This window comes from Paraburkholderia yinzeri (assembly GCF_046581065.1).
GTDB lineage: Bacteria > Pseudomonadota > Gammaproteobacteria > Burkholderiales > Burkholderiaceae > Paraburkholderia.
In genome coordinates this window covers 3262816-3284144 of record NZ_JBFOCJ010000001.1, presented here as the reverse complement: position 1 = coordinate 3284144, position 21329 = coordinate 3262816, and the positions used below count along the sequence as shown (strand labels likewise).

At 63.0% G+C, this 21329-nt stretch carries 20 protein-coding genes and 1 tRNA gene; all 21 read left to right on the top strand.

Annotation, left to right across the window (positions count from 1 at the left end):
- The first annotated feature begins 158 nt into the window (after positions 1–158).
- Complete coding sequence (gene rpsO / locus WJ542_RS15635) at positions 159–428, top strand: 30S ribosomal protein S15 (RefSeq protein ID WP_027795476.1); 270 nt, start codon at positions 159–161, stop codon at positions 426–428.
- Positions 429–792: 364 nt separating this feature from the next.
- Positions 793–2952 carry a polyribonucleotide nucleotidyltransferase gene (gene pnp / locus WJ542_RS15630; RefSeq protein ID WP_411190102.1) on the top strand — a complete coding sequence of 720 codons (2160 nt, stop codon included), beginning with the start codon at positions 793–795 and terminating at the stop codon, positions 2950–2952.
- Between the two features lie 133 nt (positions 2953–3085).
- A complete protein-coding gene (locus WJ542_RS15625; RefSeq protein ID WP_411190101.1) occupies positions 3086–4096 on the top strand; it encodes an NAD(P)H-quinone oxidoreductase in 1011 nt (336 codons plus the stop codon).
- 152 nt (positions 4097–4248) lie between these two features.
- The gene (gene tpiA / locus WJ542_RS15620; RefSeq protein WP_411190100.1) at positions 4249–5031 is read left to right on the top strand and encodes a triose-phosphate isomerase; all 783 of its coding nucleotides are present in this window, start codon (positions 4249–4251) and stop codon (positions 5029–5031) included.
- Positions 5032–5130: 99 nt separating this feature from the next.
- On the top strand, positions 5131–5544 hold the full coding sequence (gene secG / locus WJ542_RS15615; protein WP_411190099.1) for a preprotein translocase subunit SecG: 414 nt from the start codon (positions 5131–5133) through the stop codon (positions 5542–5544).
- Between the two features lie 113 nt (positions 5545–5657).
- Positions 5658–5742: transfer RNA gene (locus tag WJ542_RS15610), tRNA-Leu, on the top strand.
- A gap of 158 nt (positions 5743–5900) precedes the next feature.
- Positions 5901–6260, top strand: coding sequence for an NADH-quinone oxidoreductase subunit A (gene ndhC / locus WJ542_RS15605; protein WP_027795472.1), 360 nt, complete (start codon positions 5901–5903; stop codon positions 6258–6260).
- Positions 6261–6334: 74 nt separating this feature from the next.
- The gene (locus tag WJ542_RS15600; RefSeq protein WP_006052903.1) at positions 6335–6814 is read left to right on the top strand and encodes a NuoB/complex I 20 kDa subunit family protein; all 480 of its coding nucleotides are present in this window, start codon (positions 6335–6337) and stop codon (positions 6812–6814) included.
- A gap of 21 nt (positions 6815–6835) precedes the next feature.
- Entirely contained in the window at positions 6836–7441 is a 606-nt protein-coding gene (locus WJ542_RS15595) for an NADH-quinone oxidoreductase subunit C (protein ID WP_411190098.1), read from the top strand.
- 9 nt (positions 7442–7450) lie between these two features.
- Positions 7451–8704 carry an NADH-quinone oxidoreductase subunit D gene (locus WJ542_RS15590; protein ID WP_411190097.1) on the top strand — a complete coding sequence of 418 codons (1254 nt, stop codon included), beginning with the start codon at positions 7451–7453 and terminating at the stop codon, positions 8702–8704.
- 153 nt (positions 8705–8857) lie between these two features.
- Positions 8858–9343 (top strand): NADH-quinone oxidoreductase subunit NuoE, encoded by a 486-nt coding sequence (gene nuoE / locus WJ542_RS15585; protein WP_411190096.1) that lies wholly within the window; start codon positions 8858–8860, stop codon positions 9341–9343.
- Complete coding sequence (nuoF, locus tag WJ542_RS15580; protein ID WP_027795468.1) at positions 9340–10668, top strand: NADH-quinone oxidoreductase subunit NuoF; 1329 nt, start codon at positions 9340–9342, stop codon at positions 10666–10668. Before nuoE ends, nuoF begins: the two co-directional genes overlap by 4 nt.
- Positions 10669–10797: 129 nt before the next feature.
- Positions 10798–13131 (top strand): NADH-quinone oxidoreductase subunit NuoG, encoded by a 2334-nt coding sequence (gene nuoG, locus WJ542_RS15575; RefSeq protein ID WP_411190095.1) that lies wholly within the window; start codon positions 10798–10800, stop codon positions 13129–13131.
- Positions 13132–14196 (top strand): NADH-quinone oxidoreductase subunit NuoH, encoded by a 1065-nt coding sequence (gene nuoH / locus WJ542_RS15570; RefSeq protein WP_411190094.1) that lies wholly within the window; start codon positions 13132–13134, stop codon positions 14194–14196.
- 11 nt (positions 14197–14207) lie between these two features.
- The gene (gene nuoI, locus WJ542_RS15565; RefSeq protein ID WP_411190093.1) at positions 14208–14696 is read left to right on the top strand and encodes an NADH-quinone oxidoreductase subunit NuoI; all 489 of its coding nucleotides are present in this window, start codon (positions 14208–14210) and stop codon (positions 14694–14696) included.
- A 174-nt stretch (positions 14697–14870) separates the two neighbouring features.
- Entirely contained in the window at positions 14871–15545 is a 675-nt protein-coding gene (locus WJ542_RS15560) for an NADH-quinone oxidoreductase subunit J (RefSeq protein ID WP_411190092.1), read from the top strand.
- 18 nt (positions 15546–15563) lie between these two features.
- The gene (nuoK, locus tag WJ542_RS15555) at positions 15564–15869 is read left to right on the top strand and encodes an NADH-quinone oxidoreductase subunit NuoK (RefSeq protein WP_027795463.1); all 306 of its coding nucleotides are present in this window, start codon (positions 15564–15566) and stop codon (positions 15867–15869) included.
- An 11-nt stretch (positions 15870–15880) separates the two neighbouring features.
- Entirely contained in the window at positions 15881–17944 is a 2064-nt protein-coding gene (gene nuoL / locus WJ542_RS15550; protein WP_411190091.1) for an NADH-quinone oxidoreductase subunit L, read from the top strand.
- Between the two features lie 15 nt (positions 17945–17959).
- Positions 17960–19459: an NADH-quinone oxidoreductase subunit M gene (locus WJ542_RS15545; RefSeq protein WP_411190090.1), complete on the top strand. Its 1500-nt coding sequence runs from the start codon at positions 17960–17962 to the stop codon at positions 19457–19459.
- 24 nt (positions 19460–19483) lie between these two features.
- Positions 19484–20956 carry an NADH-quinone oxidoreductase subunit NuoN gene (gene nuoN, locus WJ542_RS15540; protein ID WP_411190089.1) on the top strand — a complete coding sequence of 491 codons (1473 nt, stop codon included), beginning with the start codon at positions 19484–19486 and terminating at the stop codon, positions 20954–20956.
- Positions 20956–21258 (top strand): DUF2818 family protein, encoded by a 303-nt coding sequence (locus WJ542_RS15535; RefSeq protein ID WP_411190088.1) that lies wholly within the window; start codon positions 20956–20958, stop codon positions 21256–21258. Before nuoN ends, WJ542_RS15535 begins: the two co-directional genes overlap by 1 nt.
- The last annotated feature ends 71 nt before the right edge of the window (positions 21259–21329 follow it).

The following is a 21329-nucleotide window of genomic DNA, read 5'->3' as shown; positions in this document are numbered from 1 at the left end:
CCCGCGTTCGCCGGCGATGCCCGGGTTCGCGGCAAACCCGGCCTGTGCTACAATGCGCGCTTCGCCGTAAAGGGCAGGCAGGAATGCAGCCCGCGGCGATGTAATCCACGGCACGGCCTTTCTTCCGTGACCGCCCGTTAGCTTTAAAGGAAAAGCAAATGTCCGTAGCAGATATCAAGAAATCCGACATCGTCGCGCAATTCGCGCGCGGCACCGGTGACACGGGTTCGCCCGAAGTTCAGGTGGCCCTCCTCACGTCGCGTATCAACGAACTGACTGGCCACTTCAAGTCGCACGCGAAGGATCACCACAGCCGCCGTGGCCTGCTGCGCATGGTGAGCCGCCGCCGCAAGCTGCTCGACTACCTGAAGGGCAAGGACGCCGATCGTTACCGCGCGCTGATCGAAAAGCTGGGTCTGCGCAAGTAACCGGAAGGTCTTCCAGAAAGATGCCTGTGTCAGTTCCACTGATGCAGGCATTTTGTTTTTGAACGGTCCGCTTCGTGATGCCCGGCACCGCCCTGGCGCGAGGCGGAGCGCATCGGCAGGACAGGCAGCACCAGAGTCGGACAAGCCGCTAAAAAGCGGCTAAAACAGCAGCATCAGCAGGGCCGGTCCACGGGGCAGAGCTTTGTGTCATTCCAGCGGGTCACGCGCCGGGCGTACGCTTTACCCGCGATTCGCTGGAATGGCATAACACTCCTCTTCCTGCGCGGCACCGGTCCGTGTATTGCCGTGTCGCCTGCCCATGGCAGGCCACGCAGCATAACAACGAGTAAGGAGTGACTAGACCATGACCATGTTCAATAAAGTCGTGAAAGAATTCAAATGGGGCCAGCACAATGTGCGCCTCGAGACGGGTGAGATCGCCCGTCAGGCAAGCGGTGCCGTCATCGTCGACGTCGAAGATACCGTCGTGCTCGCGACCGTCGTCGGCGCGAAGACCGCCAAGCCGGGTCAGGACTTCTTCCCGCTGACCGTCGACTACATCGAAAAGACCTACTCGGCCGGCAAGATCCCGGGCGGCTTTTTCCGCCGCGAAGGCCGTCCGTCGGAAGGCGAGACGCTGATCTCGCGCCTGATCGACCGTCCGCTGCGCCCGCTCTTCCCGGAAGGCTATTACAACGAAGTCCAGGTCGTGATCCACGTCCTGTCGATCAACCCGGAAATCCCGGCTGACATTCCCGCGCTGATCGGCGCGTCGGCAGCGCTGGCGATCTCGGGCCTGCCGTTCAACGGCCCGGTCGGCGCAGCGCGCGTCGCCTACGTCAACAACGAGTACGTGCTGAACCCGACGCGCTCGCAAAGCAAGGAATCGCGCCTCGACCTCGTCGTGGCCGGTACCGAGCGCGCGGTGCTGATGGTGGAATCGGAAGCGGATCAGTTGCCGGAAGACGTGATGCTCGGCGCCGTGGTGTTCGGCCACGAGCAGATGCAAACGGCCATCGACGCGATCCACGAGCTCGTGCGCGACGGCGGCAAGCCCGAGTGGGACTGGCAGCCGGCGCCGAAGGACGAGGCGCTCATCGCGCGCGTCACGGACATCGCCTACAACGAACTGCTGGCCGCGTATCAACTGCGCGACAAGCAGCAGCGTTCGACGAAGCTGAAGGAAGTCTATTCGGCAACCTCGAAGAAGCTCGAAGAAGAAGCGGCTGCTGCCGGCACGGTTGCGGCCGACAAGGCTTCGGTCGGCAACATCCTGTTCGACCTCGAAGCGAAGATCGTCCGCTCGCAGATCCTGAACGGCGAGCCGCGCATCGACGGCCGCGACACGCGCACCGTGCGCCCCATCGAGATCCGCACCGGCGTGCTGCCGCGCACCCACGGCTCGGCGCTCTTCACGCGCGGCGAGACGCAGGCACTCGTGGTCGCGACGCTCGGCACCAAGGGCGACGAGCAGATCATCGACGCGCTCGAAGGCGAGTACCGCGACCGCTTCATGCTCCACTACAATATGCCCCCGTTCGCGACCGGCGAAACGGGCCGCGTGGGTTCGCCGAAGCGCCGTGAAATCGGCCACGGCCGTCTCGCCAAGCGCGCGCTCGTCGCGTGCCTGCCGAGCGCCGAGGAGTTCGGCTACTCGATCCGCGTGGTCTCGGAAATCACCGAGTCGAACGGTTCGTCGTCGATGGCATCGGTGTGCGGCGGCTGCCTCGCGCTGATGGACGCCGGCGTGCCGATGAAGGCGCACGTCGCGGGCATCGCGATGGGCCTGATCCTCGAAGGCAACAAGTTTGCCGTGCTGACCGACATCCTCGGCGACGAAGACCACCTCGGCGACATGGACTTCAAGGTGGCGGGCACGGAAGCGGGCGTGACCGCGCTCCAGATGGACATCAAGATCCAGGGCATCACCAAGGAAATCATGCAGGTCGCGCTCGCACAGGCGAAGGAAGGCCGCATGCACATCCTCGGCAAGATGACGTCGGCGGTGTCGGGCGTGAACACGGAGCTGTCGGCGTACGCTCCGCGCATGATCACCGTCAAGATCAACCCGGAAAAGATCCGCGACGTGATCGGCAAGGGTGGTTCGGTGATCCGCGCGCTGACCGAAGAAACCGGCACCACGATCGACATCTCGGACGACGGCGTCGTGACCATCGCGAGCACGTCGAGCGAAGGCATGGCCGAAGCGAAGAAGCGCATCGAGAACATCACGGCCGAAATCGAAGTCGGTCAGATCTACGAAGGCCCGGTGCTCAAGCTGCTGGACTTCGGCGCGATCGTGAACCTGCTGCCGGGCAAGGATGGTCTGCTGCACATCTCCGAGATCGCCAACGAGCGCATCAAGGACATCAACGACTATCTGAAGGAAGGCCAGATCGTGAAGGTCAAGGTCATCCAGACGGACGAGAAGGGCCGCGTGCGCCTGTCGGCCAAGGCGCTGCTGAACGACGCAGCGGCAGGCGGCAACGGCGGCAGTGCACCGCAAGGCGAGCCGCAGCAATAATGCGGTAGCCTGTAACGGCCGGCAGCGCTTTGGCGCGCCGGCCGTTTTTCATGATGGAATGTCTGTATGACATTGCTCATGCATGGAGCGGGCGCCGCGTGCGCAATGCCATCCAGACTCAGGGGGACGCGAGATGAAGGCTGTCGAGATTACCGAATTTGGTGCACCGGACGTGCTCAAGCTGACCGAGCGTCCCATGCCCGAGCCGAAGTCGGGCGAAGTGCTGATCAAGGTCGCGGCGGCGGGCGTGAACCGGCCCGACGTGTTCCAGCGCAAGGGCTCCTATGCGCCGCCGCCGGGCGTCTCCGATTTGCCGGGGCTGGAGGTGGCGGGTGAAATCATCGGCGGGACGATCGACGAGAAGAACAATCCGTTCGGCCTGAAGATCGGCGAGCGCGTATGCGCGCTGATCGCGGGCGGCGGCTACGCCGAGTACGCCGTGGCGCCGCTCGGCCAGTGCCTGCCGGTTCCGCAGGGGCTGTCGGACATCGAGGCCGCGTCGCTGCCGGAAACCTTCTTCACGGTCTGGACGAACGTGTTCCAGCGCGGCCAGCTTGGCGCGGGCGAGGGCGGCGCGAACGAGACGCTGCTCGTGCAGGGCGGTTCGAGCGGTATCGGCGTGGCGGCGATCCAGATGGCGCATGCGCTCGGCTATCGCGTCTTCGTGACGGCGGGCTCCGACGACAAATGCCGCGCCTGCGAGCAACTGGGCGCGGAACGGGCGATCAACTATCGCAGCGAAGATTTTGTCGACGTGGTGAAGGCGCTCACGAACGATCGCGGCGTGGACGTGATCCTCGACATGGTGGGAGGCGGCTATATGCCGCGCGAGCTGACCGCGCTGGCCGACGGTGGCCGCATCGTCCTGATCGCGACGCTGGGCGGTGCGAAAGCGGAGGTCAACCTGCCCGAGATCATGCGTCGGCGACTGACGATCACGGGGTCGACGCTGCGTGCTCGCCCGGTCGAATTCAAGGCGCGGATCGCACGCGACCTGAAGGAGCGCGTATGGCCGCTGATAGAGGAGGGCCATATCAAACCGGTGGTGTTCCGCGTGTTTCCCGCGGCGCAGGCGGCCGAAGCGCATGCGCTCATGGAGAGCAGCGAGCATATCGGCAAGATCGTCCTCGCCTGGGATGATTGAGGCCGATTTAGTCTGATGGAGAGTCGCAGGCCTGAATTCCGCCACCTTTCTGCGTGACAAAGGGCGCGAACGAAACGCGGCGGTTTGACCCGCTTCGATTTCGCGCAGTAAAATTGCGTGTTTTGCGCCCGCTTTTAACCGCAACCGAAACAATGTCGAATCAACGAGCCAAGCTGGTAGTCGGTAACTGGAAGATGCATGGTCGCCTCGCGGTCAACGCGGCGCTGCTCGAAGGTGTCGCGCGTGGCGCCGAGGCGCTGCCTCAGGAGGTGCGTGTCGGCGTGTGCGTGCCGCACCCGTATCTCGCGCAGGCTCAGGCGCTGCTTGGCGGTAGCCGGGTAGCCTGGGGTGCGGAGGACATATCGGCGCACGAGCAGGGCGCGTACACCGGTGAGGTCGCGGCGGGTATGGTTGCCGACTTCGAGGCCACGTATGCGATCGTGGGCCACTCGGAGCGGCGCGCGTATCACGGCGAAAGCTCGGAACTCGTGGCGGCGAAGGCGCAGCGCGCGCTGGCAGCGGGGCTCACGCCCATTGTCTGCGTGGGCGAAACGCTCGAAGAGCGCGAATCGGGCGCGACGGAGAAGGTGGTCGGCGCGCAGCTCGAGGCCGTGCTGGCTGTGCTGACGGCCGGCGAGGCCGCGCGTATCGTGGTGGCGTACGAGCCGGTCTGGGCTATTGGCACGGGTCGGAGCGCGACGTCGGAGCAGGCGCAGCAGGTGCACGCGTTTCTGCGCGCGCGGCTTGCGGCGAAGGGCGCGCAGGCGGCCGGCGTGCTGTTGCTCTACGGCGGCAGTGTGAAGCCGGAGAACGCGGCGGAGCTGTTCCGCCAGGCCGACATCGATGGCGGCCTGATCGGCGGCGCCTCGTTGAAGGCAGAAGATTTTCTCGCGATTTGCGCGGCCGCTGCGGCGGGCGCGGATGTCGCGGGTTAAAGGGCTAGGAAGTTGCGCCCGCGCGCTTGAATGAGCGCGTGAGGCGCGTATGCGCAGGCCGTGACCCGGCTGCGTTCAACCAGGACTCAGGTGAGTGTGATGCTGTATTTGAAAACGTTGATTATCGTCGTTCAGCTTCTGTCGGCGATCGGGGTAATTGGCCTCGTGCTGCTTCAGCACGGCAAGGGCGCGGACATGGGTGCCGCATTTGGTAGTGGCGCCTCGGGCAGCCTGTTTGGCGCGAGCGGTTCCGCTAATTTCCTCTCGCGTACGACGGCGGTTCTTGCCACGGTCTTTTTCGCCTCGACCCTTGCATTAACCTACTTGGGGTCGTATCATGCGAAGCCGTCGGCTGGTGTGTTGGGTGCTGCGTCTCCGGCACCTGTCGCTGCTTCGGTTCCGGCTGCTGTAGCGCCTGCCAGTGTGGTTGCTGCAGCGCCTGCCGCATCCGCTCCGGCAGCAGCATCGCCGGCAAAGGCGGGCTCGGCTCCAGGTAATGATGTGCCGAAATAAATTTAGAAAAACTTGTTTTTGTGCATTGAACAAATCGCTAAGGCAAGTTAGAATTTAAGTCTTGAAGCGATTCGCGGGTTTCAACAAAATTGTCCTCCCGGATTGCATGTAGTGCCGACGTGGTGAAATTGGTAGACACGCTATCTTGAGGGGGTAGTGGCGAAAGCTGTGCGAGTTCGAGTCTCGCCGTCGGCACCAATGTTATTCTACAAAATGCCAGCCACTTGCTTCAGCTCGGGCTGGCATTTTTGCTTCTGGCATCGTGTTCGTTTATTGTTCGCAGCGCGAAGTACGTGAAGTGACCCCGCGGAGCGACATGTTCTGCGGAACCCTGAACCAACCGATAGAGGATAGCCTTGAACCTCGCTGCCTATTACCCTGTCCTGTTGTTCCTCCTCGTAGGTCTCGGTCTGGGCGTAGCGCTGGTTACCATCGGCAAGATCCTCGGCCCCAACCGGCCAGACAGCGAAAAGAACTCGCCTTACGAGTGCGGCTTTGAAGCGTTCGAAGACGCGCGTATGAAGTTCGACGTACGCTACTACCTGGTTGCCATCCTTTTCATCATCTTCGATCTCGAAACGGCGTTCCTGTTCCCGTGGGGTGTGGCCCTGCGCGACATCGGCTGGCCGGGCTTCCTGTCGATGATGCTGTTCCTGCTCGAATTCCTGCTGGGCTTCGCCTACATCTGGAAGAAGGGTGGCCTCGACTGGGAGTGACGGGTTAATCACCGGATAGCGTAAGGGCGGCTCTACAGGCACACTGCTGGTCGTCCGTCTGGAGTGGAAAACACATGAGTATCGAAGGGGTCTTGAAGGAAGGGTTTGTCACCACTACGGCTGACAAGCTGATCAACTGGACGCGCACCGGCTCGCTGTGGCCGATGACGTTCGGGCTCGCGTGTTGCGCGGTCGAGATGATGCATGCGGGCGCCGCCCGTTACGACCTCGACCGCTTCGGGGTTGTGTTCCGTCCCAGCCCGCGCCAGTCCGACGTCATGATCGTCGCCGGCACGCTCTGCAACAAGATGGCGCCCGCGCTGCGCAAGGTCTACGACCAGATGGCCGAGCCGCGCTGGGTGATCTCGATGGGATCGTGCGCCAACGGCGGCGGCTACTACCACTACTCGTACTCGGTCGTGCGCGGCTGCGACCGTATCGTGCCGGTCGATGTCTACGTGCCGGGTTGCCCGCCCACCGCGGAAGCGCTGGTCTACGGGGTGATCCAGTTGCAGGCGAAGATCCGCCGCACCAATACCATCGCACGTCAATAAAGGCCGCGTGCCTCCCACAATATGGCAAGCAAACTCGAGACCCTGAAAGCGAACCTCGAAACGGCTCTTGGCGCGCGCATCGTCAGCCTCACCGAGGCGCTCGGCGAACTCACGCTGGTCGTGAAAGCGGGCGACTACCTCGATGTCGCGAAGGATCTGCGCGACAACCCCACGCTGCGCTTCGAGCAACTCATCGACGTTAGCGGGGTGGACTACCAGACTTACGGCGACGGGGCCTGGGACGGCCCGCGCTTTGCCGCCGTGTCGCAACTGCTCTCGATCACGCATAACTGGCGCCTGCGCCTGCGCGTCTTCGCGCCGGACGACGAGGTGCCGATCGTGCCCTCGGTCTTCGAGATCTGGAACTCGGCGAACTGGTACGAGCGCGAGGCGTTCGACCTGTTCGGCATCGTGTTCGACGGCCATCCCGACCTGCGCCGCATCCTCACCGACTACGGCTTCATCGGCCATCCGTTCCGCAAGGACTTCCCGATCTCCGGCTACGTCGAAATGCGTTACGACCCGGAGCAGAAGCGCGTGGTCTATCAGCCGGTGACGATCGAGCCGCGTGAAATCACGCCGCGCGTGATCCGCGAGGATCGGTACGGCGGTCTGAAGAAACAGTAAGAGGGTCGCATGTCAGAGATCAAGAACTACACGCTCAACTTCGGCCCGCAGCACCCGGCAGCGCACGGTGTGCTGCGCCTCGTGCTCGAACTCGACGGGGAAGTGATCCAGCGCGCCGATCCGCATATCGGCCTTCTGCATCGCGGGACCGAAAAGCTTGCCGAAAACAAGACCTTCATTCAGTCGGTGCCGTACATGGACCGACTCGACTACGTGTCGATGATGGTCAACGAGCACGGTTACGTGCTTGCGATCGAAAAGCTGCTCGGCATCGAGCCGCCGATCCGCGCGAAGTACATCCGCGTGCTGTTCGACGAGGTTACCCGCGTGCTGAACCACCTCATGTGGATCGGCTCGCACGCGCTCGACGTCGGCGCGATGGCGGTGTTCCTCTACGCGTTTCGCGAGCGCGAAGACCTGATGGACGTGTACGAGGCGGTGTCGGGCGCGCGCATGCACGCGGCCTACTATCGTCCGGGCGGCGTCTATCGCGACCTGCCTGACGCGATGCCGCAATACAAAGCGTCGAAGATCCACAACGAGAAGGCGCTCGCGCGCATGAACGAAGCGCGCCAGGGCTCGGTGCTGGACTTCATCGACGACTTCTTCACGCGCTTCCCGGGCTGTGTCGACGAGTACGAAACGCTTCTCACCGACAACCGGATCTGGAAGCAGCGTCTCGTCGGCATCGGCGTGGTGACCCCGGAGCGGGCCATGCAGCTCGGCCTGACGGGTGCGATGCTGCGCGGTTCGGGTATCGAATGGGATTTGCGCAAGAAGCAGCCGTACGAAGTGTATGACCAGATGGATTTCGACATTCCGGTGGGCGTGAACGGCGACTGCTACGACCGCTATCTCGTCCGGGTCGAGGAAATGCGTCAGTCCACTCGCATTGCGAAACAGTGCATTGAGTGGCTGCGCAAGAATCCCGGCCCCGTGATGGTCGACAATCACAAGATTGCGCCGCCTTCGCGCGTGAACATGAAGTCGAACATGGAAGAGCTGATTCACCACTTCAAGCTCTTCACCGAAGGTTTCCACGTGCCCGAGGGCGAGGCCTATGCCGCCGTCGAGCATCCGAAGGGGGAATTCGGCATCTACCTGGTGTCGGACGGTGCGAACAAGCCGTATCGTCTGAAGATCCGCGCGCCGGGTTACGCCCACCTGTCCGCGCTGAACGAAATGGCGCGCGGGCACATGATTGCCGACGCGGTTACGATCATCGGCACGCAGGACATCGTGTTCGGGGAAATCGACCGCTAGGCAGCAAATGGCCGGCGCGCCCGATCGGGAAGGGTGCGCGGCGAAATACCGGGAACGCCACGTCTGTCGCAGCGAGCAGGTCCATGTAACGCGCGGCAGGTTTGTGTCTGGCGGGAATCGAAACGGTAGGAATTGAAAGAGTCGTGTCTGAAAATGATCTCAGCTGAAGGCCTGAAAGAAATCGATCGCGCGCTGACCAAGTACCCCGCCGATCAGAAACAGTCCGCCGTCATGGCGGCTTTGGCCGTTGCTCAGGAAGAGCATGGCTGGCTGTCGCCCGAGCTCATGCAGTTCGTCGCCGACTACCTCGGCATGCCGCCTGTCGCGGTCCAGGAAGTCGCCACGTTCTACACGATGTTCGAGACAACGCCCGTCGGCAAGCACAAGATCACGCTCTGCACGAACCTGCCGTGCCAGCTCGGCCCGCACGGCGGCGCCGAGGCTACCGCCGAATACCTGAAAGAGAAGCTGGGCATCGACTTCGGCGAGACCACGTCCGACGGCAAGTTCACCCTCAAGGAGGGTGAGTGCATGGGCGCGTGCGGCGACGCACCGGTGCTGCTCGTGAACAATCACCGCATGTGCAGCTTCATGAGCCGCGAGAAGATCGACCAGTTGCTCGAGGAGCTTTCGAAATGACTTCGTTGCACGACCGTCACATCAAACCGCTGATTCTCGCGGGCCTGAACGGCGAGAACTGGCACCTCGAAGACTACGTTGCGCGCGGCGGCTACAAGCAGCTGCGCCGCATTCTCGAAGAGAAGATTCCGCCCGAGCAGGTGATCGCCGACGTGAAGGCCGGCGGTCTGCGCGGCCGCGGCGGCGCGGGCTTTCCGACCGGCCTGAAGTGGAGCTTCATGCCGCGTCAGTTCCCCGGCCAGAAGTACCTCGTCTGCAACTCGGACGAGGGCGAGCCCGGCACGTTCAAGGATCGGGACATCCTGCGCTGGAACCCGCATGCCGTGATCGAAGGTATGGCCATCGGCGCGTACGCGATGGGCATTACCGTGGGCTACAACTACATCCACGGCGAAATCTTCGAGGTGTATCGCCGCTTCGAGGCTGCACTCGAAGAAGCGCGCCAGGCGGGCTTGCTCGGCGACAACATTCTGGGCACGGACTTCTCGTTCCAGTTGCACGCGCACCACGGTTACGGCGCGTACATCTGCGGCGAGGAAACCGCGCTGCTGGAATCGCTCGAAGGCAAGAAGGGCCAGCCGCGCTTCAAGCCACCTTTCCCGGCGAGCTTCGGCGTGTACGGCAAGCCCACCACGATCAACAACACCGAGACGTTCGCGGCGGTGCCGTTCCTGCTGACGGTCGGCCCGCAGACGTACATGGAACTCGGCAAGCCGAACAACGGCGGCACGAAGATCTTCTCGATCTCGGGCGACGTGGAGCGTCCGGGCAACTACGAGATCCCGCTCGGCACCCCGTTCGCGACGCTCATGGAGCTCGCCGGCGGCATGCGCGGCGGCAAGAAGCTCAAGGCCGTGATTCCGGGCGGCTCGTCGGCGCCGGTCATTCCGGGCGACATCATGATGCAGACCGACATGGACTATGACTCGATCGCCAAGCAGGGCTCGATGCTCGGCTCGGGCGCGGTCATCGTCATGGACGAAACGCGCTGCATGGTGCGCTCGCTGCTGCGCCTCTCGTACTTTTATTACGAAGAGTCGTGCGGCCAGTGCACGCCGTGCCGCGAAGGCACGGGCTGGCTCTATCGCGTGGTTCATCGAATCGAGCACGGCCTTGGCCGCCAGGAAGACCTGGACCTGCTGAACTCGGTGGCGGGCAACATCATGGGCCGCACGATCTGCGCGCTCGGCGATGCGGCGGCCATGCCCGTGCGCGGTATGCTCAAGCACTACTGGGACGAATTCGAATATCACGTGCACAACAAGCGTTGCCTCGTCGGCGGACATGCCGACTCGCACGCGGCATCGGAGACGGTGGCCGCTTGACGGTAAAAGGCCGGCGAACAGGACAGGCAGCACGTTGGGCGCGAGCCGCGTGGCAGGACGCAACGGGGTAGACCGCGACAGGCGTGAAAGCGCAATAGCGCGGTAACAGGTTAGGGACGATTAACCATCATGGTTGAACTTGAAATAGACGGCAAGAAGGTGCAGGTGCCCGAGGGCAGCATGGTGATCCAGGCTGCGCAGCGGGTGGACACGTACATCCCGCACTTCTGCTATCACAAGAAGCTGTCGATTGCGGCCAACTGCCGGATGTGTCTTGTCGATGTCGAGAAGATGCCGAAGGCCGTGCCCGCCTGCGCGACCCCGGTGTCCCAGGGCATGGTCGTGCGCACGTCGTCCGAAAAGGCCGTGCAGGGCCAGCAAGCTGTGATGGAGTTCCTGCTCATCAACCACCCGTTGGACTGCCCGATCTGCGACCAGGGCGGCGAATGCCAGTTGCAGGATCTGGCCGTGGGCTACGGCAAATCGGCCTCGCGCTACAGCGAAGAAAAGCGCGTGGTGTTCCACAAGAACGTGGGTCCGCTCATCTCGATGGAAGAGATGTCGCGCTGCATTCACTGCACGCGCTGCGTGCGCTTTGGCGACGAGATCGCGGGCGTGATGGAGCTCGGCATGCTAGGCCGCGGCGAGCACTCGGAAATCACGTCGTTCGTCGGCAAGACGGTGGACTCGGAACTCTCGGGCAACATGATCGACGTGTGCCCGGTCGGCGCGCTCACGAGCAAGCCGTTCCGCTTCTCGGCGCGCACGTGGGAGCTCTCGCGCCGCAAGTCGGTGAGCCCGCACGATTCGACCGGTGCGAACCTCATCGTCCAGGTCAAGAACAACCGCGTGATGCGCGTGCTGCCGTACGAAAACGAGGCGATCAACGAGTGCTGGATCTCGGACAAGGATCGCTTCTCATACGAAGGCCTGAACAGCGAAGACCGCCTGACCCGCCCGATGCTCAAGCAGGGCGGCGAGTGGGTCGAGACCGACTGGCAGACGGCGCTCGACTACGTCGTGAAGGGCATCAACGGCATCAGCGACGAGCACGGCGAGAACATGATCGCCGCGCTTGCCAGCCCGCACAGCACGACGGAAGAACTCTATCTGCTCAAGCAGCTTGCGAACGCGATCGGCACGCCGAACGTCGACTTCCGCCTGCGCCAGAGCGACTTCTCGGCGCCGCTGACGGGTGCGCCGTGGCTCGGCACGAAGATCGCCGATCTGTCGTACGCCGATGCCGCGCTCGTGATCGGCTCGTTCCTGCGCCGCGACCACGCACTCTTCGCTGCGCGCTTGCGCCAGGCCGCGAAGGGCGGCGCGCAGGTCGCGCTGCTGCAGGCTACGGCCGACGGCTCGCTGATCCCGGGCGCGCAGCGCATCGTCGCCGCGCCTTCGGCGTGGCTCGACGAACTGGCCGGCATTGCCGCCGCGGCGGCCGAGGCGAAGGGCGTCGCGTTGCCGGAAGCCTTTGCGGGCACGCAGGCGAGCGATGGTGCGAAGCAGGTCGCCGCCTCGCTCGCGAGCGGCGAGCGCCGCTTCGTGCTGCTCGGCAATGCTGCCGTCCAGCATCCGGACTTCTCGCGCTTGCATGCCGCGGCGCAGTTCATCGCCGAAACGACCGGTGCGACGCTCGGCTTCCTGACCGAAGCAGGCAACACGGTTGGCGCCTACCTCGTGGGCGCATTGCCGGGCAACGACGGCCTGAACGCGCGCGAAGCGTTCGAACAGCCGCGCAAGGGCTACCTGTTGCTCAACGTCGAGCCCGAATTCGACACGGCGAACCCGGCTGCGGCGCGCGCCGCGCTGGGCCAGGCCGAAATGGTCGTGATGCTCTCGCCGTTCAAGACGGGCCTCGAGTACGCCGACGTGCTGCTGCCGATCGCGCCGTACACCGAGACCGCCGGCACGTTCGTGAACGCCGAAGGCACGGTGCAGCTGTTCAACGGCGTGGTGCGTCCGCTTGGCGAGACGCGTCCCGCATGGAAGGTGCTGCGCGTGCTGGGCACGCTGCTCGGCGCGCACGGCTTCGAATACGACACGTCGGAAGAAGTGCGCCGCAAGGCGCTGGGAGACGGCGATTTCGCGCAGCGTCTCTCGAACCGGGCGGGCGCACCGGTCGCGAAGGGCACTGCGGCGAAGGCAGCCGAAGGCCGTTTCGAACGCATTTCCGACGTGCCGATCTACCACGCCGACCCGCTCGTGCGCCGCGCCGAGTCGCTGCAGCTCACGACGGCCGCACGCGTGGCGAACACAGTCGGTCTGCCGGCCGCGCTTTTCGACCAGCTCGGTCTGAAGGAAGGCGAAGCGGTGCGCGTGCGCCAGGGCGACCTGTCGGTCACAGCGCCGGCTACGCGCGATGCGAATCTTGCGCCGACGGTGGTGCGCGTTTCGGCGGCGACGCCGGCCGGCGCGCAGCTCGGCAGCCTGTTCGGTGAACTGCTGGTGGAGAAGGCCTAAATGAGCTTGTTCGATACGATCAATGCAGGCGGCAGCCAGCTGCTCGGCGTGGCATGGCCCACCGTGTGGGCACTGGTGCGCATTCTCGTCGTCGCGGTGGTGATCCTGCTGTGCGTGGCGTACCTGATCCTCTGGGAGCGCAAGCTGATCGGCTGGATGCACGTGCGTCTCGGCCCGAACCGCGTGGGTCCCGCCGGTCTCCTGCAGCCGATCGCCGACGTGCTGAAGCTGCTGCTCAAGGAAGTCATCCAGCCCGCCCAGGCCAGTCGCTGGATCTACATGGTCGCGCCGATCATGGTGGTGGTGCCGGCGTTCGCCGTCTGGGCCGTGATCCCGTTCCAGGCGGGTGCGGTGCTCGGCAACATCAACGCGGGCCTGCTCTACGTGATGGCGATCTCGTCGATTGGCGTGTACGGCGTGATTCTCGCGGGCTGGGCCTCGAACTCGAAGTACGCGTTCCTTGGCGCGATGCGCGCCGCGGCGCAGATGGTGTCGTACGAAATCGCGATGGGCTTCGCGCTCGTCGTCGTGCTGATGGTCTCGGGCAGCCTGAACCTCTCGGACATCGTAGAAGGGCAGATGCGCGGCATGTTCGCGAGCTGGGGCATCACGTTCCTCTCGTGGAACTGGCTGCCGCTCCTGCCGATGTTCGTCGTCTACTTCATCTCGGGTCTGGCTGAGACGAACCGCCACCCGTTCGACGTGGTGGAAGGGGAGTCGGAAATTGTCGCGGGTCACATGATCGATTACTCGGGGATGGCGTTCGCGCTGTTCTTCCTCGCCGAGTACATCAACATGATCGTGATCTCGGCGCTGGCCTCGGTGCTGTTCCTCGGCGGCTGGAGCGCGCCGTTCGGTTTCCTCGACTTCATCCCGGGCGTGTTCTGGCTCGTGCTGAAGGTCTTCTGTCTCCTTTCGGTGTTCATCTGGGCGCGCGCGACCTTGCCGCGCTACCGCTATGACCAGATCATGCGTCTGGGCTGGAAAGTGTTCATTCCGGTCTGCGTGGTGTGGCTGATCGTCGTCGGCTTCTGGTACATGTCGCCGTTGAGCATCTGGAAATAAGGGGCGACGCAATGAACGCTATCCAAAACTTCTTCAAGACGTTTTTTCTGACCGAGATTCTCAAAGGTCTCGCGCTGACTGGCCGTTATACCTTCAAGCGCAAGTTCACCGTGCAGTTCCCGGAAGAAAAGACACCCATCTCGCCGCGCTTTCGCGGCCTGCACGCGCTGCGCCGCTATGAGAACGGCGAAGAGCGGTGCATCGCGTGCAAGCTGTGCGAGGCCGTGTGTCCCGCGCTCGCGATCACGATCGAATCCGAGGTGCGCGAGGACAACACGCGCCGCACGACACGTTACGACATCGACCTGACCAAGTGCATCTTCTGCGGGTTCTGTGAAGAGAGCTGCCCGGTCGATTCGATCGTCGAAACGCACATTCTCGAGTATCACGGCGAGAAGCGTGGCGATCTGTATTTCACGAAGGACATGCTGCTGGCTGTTGGCGATCGCTACGAAGCACAGATCGCAGCAAACAAGGCAGCGGATGCACCGTACCGTTGATATTCAGTTTGACGCTGCATCGGCCCGCGGCGGGGCCGGCTGTGGGGAAGGGCTGTGCCGGAAAACGGCACCTTTCCCCAGCCCGAAACGCCGCGGCGCGACGCTCCCTGGTCTGGCCGCCAGCCTGCGCCGCGCAACCCGCCTTAAGATGGCCTCAACGATGAACCCGTAATCATGGAATTCACGACCGTCCTGTTTTACATCTTCGCCCTGCTGCTGACGTTGTCAGGGCTGAAGGTGATCACGTCGCGCAACCCCGTTGCGTCGGCGCTCTTCCTCGTTCTGGCGTTCTTCAACGCGGCCGCGATCTGGATGCTGCTCGAGGCGGAATTCCTCGCGATCCTGCTGGTGCTCGTCTACGTGGGCGCGGTGATGGTGCTGTTCCTGTTCGTGGTGATGATGCTGGACATCAACGTCGACGTGCTGAGCCGCGACTTCAAGCGCTTCATTCCGGTGGCGACCATCGTGGGCGGCATCATCGTGGTCGAGACCGCGCTGATCCTGTGGCGTGGTTACGGCGCGACCTTGCAGCCCGTGCCCGATACGTCGGCCGCTGCCGCAACGGCCGTGTCGAACACGCATCTGATCGGCAAGATCATTTATACCGACTACATTTTCGCGTTCGAAGTGGCGGGTCTCGTGCTGCTCGTGGCGATCGTCGCGGCGATTGCGCTGACCGTGCGCGAGCCGAAGGACTCCAAGCGCCAGGACGTCGCGAAGCAGGTGAGCGTGCGCCGTCAGGATCGCGTGCGCCTCGTGAAGATGCAGCCGGAGAAGGAAGTGCCGGAAACGGTGCAGGCAACCGATGGCGCCGCCGCGGGCGACGCCCCGGCCGGTACCAAGGCTTAAAGCGCGGAGGAGCGAACCATGTTGACCCTGGCCCATTATCTCGTCCTCGGCGCGATCCTTTTTGCGATCTCGATCGTCGGCATTTTTCTGAATCGGCGCAACGTCATCATCATCCTGATGGCGATCGAGCTGATGCTGTTGGCGGTGAACACGAATTTCGTCGCGTTCTCGCACTATCTGGGTGATATACACGGACAGATTTTCGTGTTCTTCGTGCTAACGGTTGCGGCAGCGGAAGCCGCGATTGGTCTGGCTATTCTTGTGACTCTGTTCCGCAGCCTCGACACGATCAACGTCGAGGATCTCGATCAGCTCAAAGGCTAAGGCAGGCGGCTATGGCAACAACACTCAACGAATCCCTGTTGCTGGCGATTCCGCTGGCACCCCTTGCCGGCTCCCTGATTGCCGGTCTCTTCGGCAAGACCGTGGGCCGCGCGGGTGCGCATACGGTCACCATTCTCGGCGTCGCGATCGCGTTCGTGCTCTCGTGCATCACGCTGCTCGACGTGCTCGGCGGCGCGAGCTTCAACGCGACCGTGTACGAATGGATGTCGGTTGGCGGGCTAAAGTTCGAAGTTGGCTTCCTCGTCGACTCGCTCACGGCGCTCATGATGGTCATCGTGACCTTCGTGTCGCTGATGGTGCACATCTACACCATCGGCTACATGGCGGACGAGGACGGCTACCAGCGCTTCTTCTCGTACATCGCGCTCTTCACCTTCTCGATGCTGATGCTCGTGATGAGCAACAACTTCCTGCAGTTGTTCTTCGGCTGGGAAGCGGTGGGCCTCGTCTCGTACCTGCTGATCGGCTTCTACTTCAAGCGTGAAAGCGCCATCTACGCGAACCTGAAGGCGTTCCTCGTGAACCGCGTGGGCGACTTCGGCTTCCTGCTCGGCATCGGTCTCCTGCTTGCCTATGGCGGCTCGCTGAACTACAGCGACGTGTTCGCGAAGGGTAACGAGCTCGCCACGCTGACGTTCCCAGGCACCTCGTGGAACCTGCTTACGGTGGCCTGTATCTGCCTCTTCATCGGCGCGATGGGCAAGTCGGCGCAGTTTCCGCTGCACGTCTGGCTGCCCGACTCGATGGAAGGCCCGACGCCGATCTCCGCGCTGATTCACGCGGCAACCATGGTGACGGCCGGTATCTTCATGGTCGCGCGCATGTCGCCGCTCTTCGAACTCTCGGAAACGGCGCTCTCGTTCATCGTCGTGATCGGCGCCATCACCGCGCTCTTCATGGGCTTCCTTGGCGTGGTCCAGAACGACATCAAGCGCGTGGTCGCGTACTCCACGCTCTCGCAGCTCGGCTACATGACCGTGGCGCTCGGCGTGTCGGCCTATCCGGTCGCGATCTTCCACCTGATGACGCACGCGTTCTTCAAGGCGCTGCTGTTCCTCGCCGCGGGTTCGGTCATCATCGGCATGCACCACGATCAGGACATGCGCAACATGGGTGGTCTGCGCAAATACATGCCGATCACGTGGATCACCTCGCTCATCGGCTCGCTCGCGCTGATCGGCACGCCGTTCTTCTCGGGCTTCTATTCGAAGGATTCGATCATCGATGCGGTGAAGGCCTCGCACCTGGCAGGTTCGGGCTTCGCGTACTTCGCGGTGGTCGCGAGCGTGTTCGTGACGGCGCTGTACTCGTTCCGCATGTATTTCCTCGTGTTCCATGGCGCCGAGCGCTTCCGCGGTCCAAAGCATCCCGAGTCGCCGATGGGCATCGAGGCCGCGCAGGCAGCCCATGCGGCGGCCCATGGCGGCCACGACCACGACGATCACCACCATGCGCACGAGCCGCACGAGTCGCCGTGGGTGATCTGGGTGCCGCTCGTTCTGCTCGCGATTCCTTCGGTGATTTCGGGCGCCTATGCGATCCAGCCGTTGCTCTACGGCGGCTTTTTCTCGCCGGGCGTGGCGTTCCAGAACGTCATCTTCATCGGCCAGAACCACCCGGGACTTGCCGACATGAGTCAGGAGTTCCAGGGTTGGGCCGCGATGGGTGCGCATGCATTCTCCGGCCTGCCGGTGTGGCTCGCGCTCGCGGGCGTGGTGGTGGCGTGGTTCTTCTATATGAAGCGCCCAGATCTGCCGGCCGTCGTGTCGCGTACGTTCTCGCCGGTCTACAAGCTGCTGGCTAACGCGTATTACCTCGACAAGATCAACGAAATCGTCTTCGCTCGCGGAGCGGTCGCGATCGGTCGCGGTCTGTGGAAGGAGGGCGATGTCGTCGTGATCGACGGCGTCGTGAACGGGAGCGCCAAGTTTATCGGCTGGTTTGCAACTGTTATTCGATTCCTGCAATCCGGCTATATCTATCACTACGCATTTGCCATGATCATTGGTATGCTCGGCCTCCTGACCCTGTTTGTAACGCTCGGCGGCAAATAAGGCGAGGGAAACTGAATGCACACATATCCGATTCTAAGTATTGCGATCTGGCTGCCGATCCTGTTCGGCATCGTAGTTCTGGTAGTGGGTTCCCTTCGGAGCTCGAGCGCGGACCGCTGGCTCGCGCTCATCGGTTCTGTGCTGAGTTTCCTCGTCACGCTTCCGCTCGTTTCGGGCTTCGACACGACCACGGCTGCCCTGCAGTTCGAGGAGAAGTCGGTCTGGATCGAGCGGTTCAATATTGCCTATCACCTGGGCATCGACGGCATCGCGATGTGGTTCGTCGTGCTGACGTCGCTCATGACCGTGATCGTCGTGATCGCGGGCTGGCAGGTCATCCAGAGGAACGTTGCGCAATACTATGCGGCGTTCCTGATCCTGTCGGGGCTGATGATCGGCGTCTTCTGCGCCGCCGACGGCCTGCTGTTCTACGTGTTCTTCGAAGCCACGCTGATCCCGATGTACATCATCATCGGTATCTGGGGCGGCCCGAATCGCGTGTACGCGGCGTTCAAGTTCTTTCTCTATACGCTGGCCGGTTCGCTCCTGATGCTGGTCGCGCTGCTGTACATGTACCGCGAGACGCACACCTTCGATCTCGCCACGTGGCAGGCCGCGAGACTCGGCATGACGCCGCAGATCCTGCTCTTCATCGCGTTCTTCTTCGCCTTCGCGGTGAAGGTGCCGATGTTCCCGATCCATACGTGGTTGCCGGACGCGCACGTGGAGGCGCCCACGGGCGGTTCGGTCGTGCTGGCCGCGATCATGCTGAAGCTCGGCGCGTACGGTTTCCTGCGCTTCTCGCTGCCCATCACGCCCGACGCGAGTCACTATCTCGCGCCGTTCATCATCACGCTGTCACTCATTGCGGTCATCTATATCGGACTGGTCGCGATGGTGCAGGCGGACATGAAGAAGCTGGTGGCGTACTCGTCGATCGCCCACATGGGCTTCGTCACGCTCGGCTTCTTTATGTTCGGCCCATCCCAGCAGTTGGCGATGGAAGGCTCGATCATCCAGATGATCTCGCACGGCTTCGTTTCGGGCGCCATGTTCCTTTGTATCGGCGTGCTGTACGACCGCATGCATACGCGCCAGATCTCCGATTACGGCGGCGTCGTCAACACGATGCCGAAGTTCGCCGCGCTCGTGATGCTGTTCGCCATGGCCAACTGCGGCTTGCCGGGCACGTCGGGCTTTGTCGGCGAGTTCATGGTGATTCTGGCCGCGGTGCAGTTCAACTTCTGGATCGCTTTCGCGGCAGCGTTCACGCTGATACTCGGCGCGGCCTATACGTTGTGGATGTACAAGCGCGTGTACTTCGGCGCGGTCGTGAACGACCACGTCCGCGATCTGAAGGACATCGACCGTCGCGAGTACCTCATGCTGGCAGTGCTCGCGCTGCTGACGCTTTTCATGGGCATCTACCCGAAGCCCTTTACCGATGTGATGCACGTTTCAGTGGATAACCTCCTCTCCCACGTCGCAGTGTCGAAGCTGCCGCTGTCGCAGTAATACCGAGCGGAGGACTTAAAGATTATGCCAAACGCCCCTATGAACGAACTGCTGCCCGACGCGCTGGTGATGACCGCCGTCGTCGTCGCGTGGCTCAACGACACGTTCACCGGTCCCTCGGGCCGCAAGACGACGTACCTCATCGCACTGCTGTCCACGCTCGTGGCCGGCATCTGGTTCGCGGCGAATGCGTTCGATCCGCACGTGTACTACTACTTCTCGCGGATGTACGTGGTCGATGCGTTCGCCAGCGCGATGAAAGCGGTCGTGTCGCTCGGCTACGCCGTGTCGATCGTCTATTCGCGCAAGTACCTGGAAGACCGGGACATGTTCCGGGGCGAGTTCTTCCTGCTCGGCATGTTCTCGCTGCTCGGTCAGCTCGTCATGATCTCGGGCAACAACTTCCTCACGCTCTATCTCGGCCTCGAGCTGATGTCGCTCTCGCTCTACGCCGTGATCGCGATTCGCCGCGATACCGGCCAGTCGAACGAAGCCGCGATGAAGTACTACGTGCTCGGCGCGCTCGCTTCGGGCTTCCTGCTGTACGGCATCTCGATGCTCTATGGCGCGACCGGCTCGCTCGAACTGAACGAAGTGCTCAAGGCCGTGGCGTCGGGCCACATCAACGACATCGTGCTGCTGTTCGGCGTGGTGTTCGTCGTCGCGGGCGTGGCGTTCAAGATGGGCGCGGTGCCGTTCCACATGTGGGTGCCTGACGTCTATCAGGGCGCGCCAACGGCAATGACGCTGCTTACCGGCGGCGGCCCGAAGGTCGCGGCTTTCGCGTGGGCCGTGCGCTTTCTCGTGATGGGACTTTTGCCGCTCGCCGTCGACTGGCAGGAAATGCTCATCATCCTCGCCGCGCTTTCGATGATCGTCGGCAACATCACGGGTATCGTTCAGCGCAACGTCAAGCGCATGCTGGCGTACTCGGCGATCTCGAACATGGGCTTCGTGCTGCTCGGCCTGCTGGCCGGCATCGTGGACGGCAAGGCGAGCGGGGCGGCCAGCGCCTACAGTTCGGCCATGTTCTACAGCATCATCTATCTGCTTACGACGCTCGGCGCGTTCGGTATCGTGATGCTGCTGACGCGCCGCGACTTCGAAGCCGAAACGCTCGACGACTTCAAGGGCCTGAATCAGCGCAGCCCAGTGTTCGCGTTCGTCATGCTGCTCATGATGTTCTCGCTCGCCGGCATTCCGCCGACGGTGGGCTTCTACGCGAAGCTCGCGGTGCTCGAAGCGACGATGGACGCCGGCCTGACCTGGCTCGCGATTCTTGCGGTGATCACGTCGCTGTTCGGCGCGTTCTACTACCTGCGTATCGTGAAGCTGATGTACTTCGACGCGCCGAACGACACGGCGCCGATCGAAGGCCATACGTTCAACCGCGCGCTGCTCACGGTCAACGGTGCGGCCGTGCTGGTGCTCGGCATCCTTCCTGGTCCGCTGATGTCGCTCTGCCTGCGAGCCGTCGCGCATACGCTGCCGCTGTAATGTCGGCAGCGGGCTGGTTTATCGTGCTGTTGGCGCTCGCCGGCGCCAACCTGCCGTTCGTCAATCAACGGCTGTTCGGCGTCGTGTCGCTGCGCACCCAGAAGAAGAGCGCGTGGCTGCGCATCGCCGAACTGATCGTGCTGTATTTTGTGGTCGGCGCGTTCGGGTTCATGTTCGAAGCGCGCGCCGGCAACCGGTTCGATCAGGGCTGGCAGTTCTACGCCATCACGTTCAGCCTGTTCGTGGTGTTCGCGTTCCCCGGCTTCACCTGGCAATATCTCGTCAAGCGCCGCCCGGCGTAATCTGCGTCCCACGCGCCTCGTTTTGTCATGAGGCGCGGGCACTCTCTTTGCACTGCCGCATCTGTGCGCTA

Excerpts from the sequence above, each read along its gene's own strand:
- rpsO (WP_027795476.1), top strand. The coding sequence starts at position 159 with ATGTCCGTAGCAGATATCAAGAAATCCGACATCGTCGCGCAATTCGCG.
- pnp (WP_411190102.1), top strand. The coding sequence starts at position 793 with ATGACCATGTTCAATAAAGTCGTGAAAGAATTCAAATGGGGCCAGCAC.
- WJ542_RS15625 (WP_411190101.1), top strand. The coding sequence starts at position 3,086 with ATGAAGGCTGTCGAGATTACCGAATTTGGTGCACCGGACGTGCTCAAG.
- tpiA (WP_411190100.1), top strand. The coding sequence starts at position 4,249 with ATGTCGAATCAACGAGCCAAGCTGGTAGTCGGTAACTGGAAGATGCAT.
- secG (WP_411190099.1), top strand. The coding sequence starts at position 5,131 with ATGCTGTATTTGAAAACGTTGATTATCGTCGTTCAGCTTCTGTCGGCG.
- WJ542_RS15600 (WP_006052903.1), top strand. The coding sequence starts at position 6,335 with ATGAGTATCGAAGGGGTCTTGAAGGAAGGGTTTGTCACCACTACGGCT.
- WJ542_RS15595 (WP_411190098.1), top strand. The coding sequence starts at position 6,836 with ATGGCAAGCAAACTCGAGACCCTGAAAGCGAACCTCGAAACGGCTCTT.
- WJ542_RS15590 (WP_411190097.1), top strand. The coding sequence starts at position 7,451 with ATGTCAGAGATCAAGAACTACACGCTCAACTTCGGCCCGCAGCACCCG.
- nuoE (WP_411190096.1), top strand. The coding sequence starts at position 8,858 with ATGATCTCAGCTGAAGGCCTGAAAGAAATCGATCGCGCGCTGACCAAG.
- nuoF (WP_027795468.1), top strand. The coding sequence starts at position 9,340 with ATGACTTCGTTGCACGACCGTCACATCAAACCGCTGATTCTCGCGGGC.
- nuoG (WP_411190095.1), top strand. The coding sequence starts at position 10,798 with ATGGTTGAACTTGAAATAGACGGCAAGAAGGTGCAGGTGCCCGAGGGC.
- nuoH (WP_411190094.1), top strand. The coding sequence starts at position 13,132 with ATGAGCTTGTTCGATACGATCAATGCAGGCGGCAGCCAGCTGCTCGGC.
- nuoI (WP_411190093.1), top strand. The coding sequence starts at position 14,208 with ATGAACGCTATCCAAAACTTCTTCAAGACGTTTTTTCTGACCGAGATT.
- WJ542_RS15560 (WP_411190092.1), top strand. The coding sequence starts at position 14,871 with ATGGAATTCACGACCGTCCTGTTTTACATCTTCGCCCTGCTGCTGACG.
- nuoK (WP_027795463.1), top strand. The coding sequence starts at position 15,564 with ATGTTGACCCTGGCCCATTATCTCGTCCTCGGCGCGATCCTTTTTGCG.
- nuoL (WP_411190091.1), top strand. The coding sequence starts at position 15,881 with ATGGCAACAACACTCAACGAATCCCTGTTGCTGGCGATTCCGCTGGCA.
- WJ542_RS15545 (WP_411190090.1), top strand. The coding sequence starts at position 17,960 with ATGCACACATATCCGATTCTAAGTATTGCGATCTGGCTGCCGATCCTG.
- nuoN (WP_411190089.1), top strand. The coding sequence starts at position 19,484 with ATGCCAAACGCCCCTATGAACGAACTGCTGCCCGACGCGCTGGTGATG.
- WJ542_RS15535 (WP_411190088.1), top strand. The coding sequence starts at position 20,956 with ATGTCGGCAGCGGGCTGGTTTATCGTGCTGTTGGCGCTCGCCGGCGCC.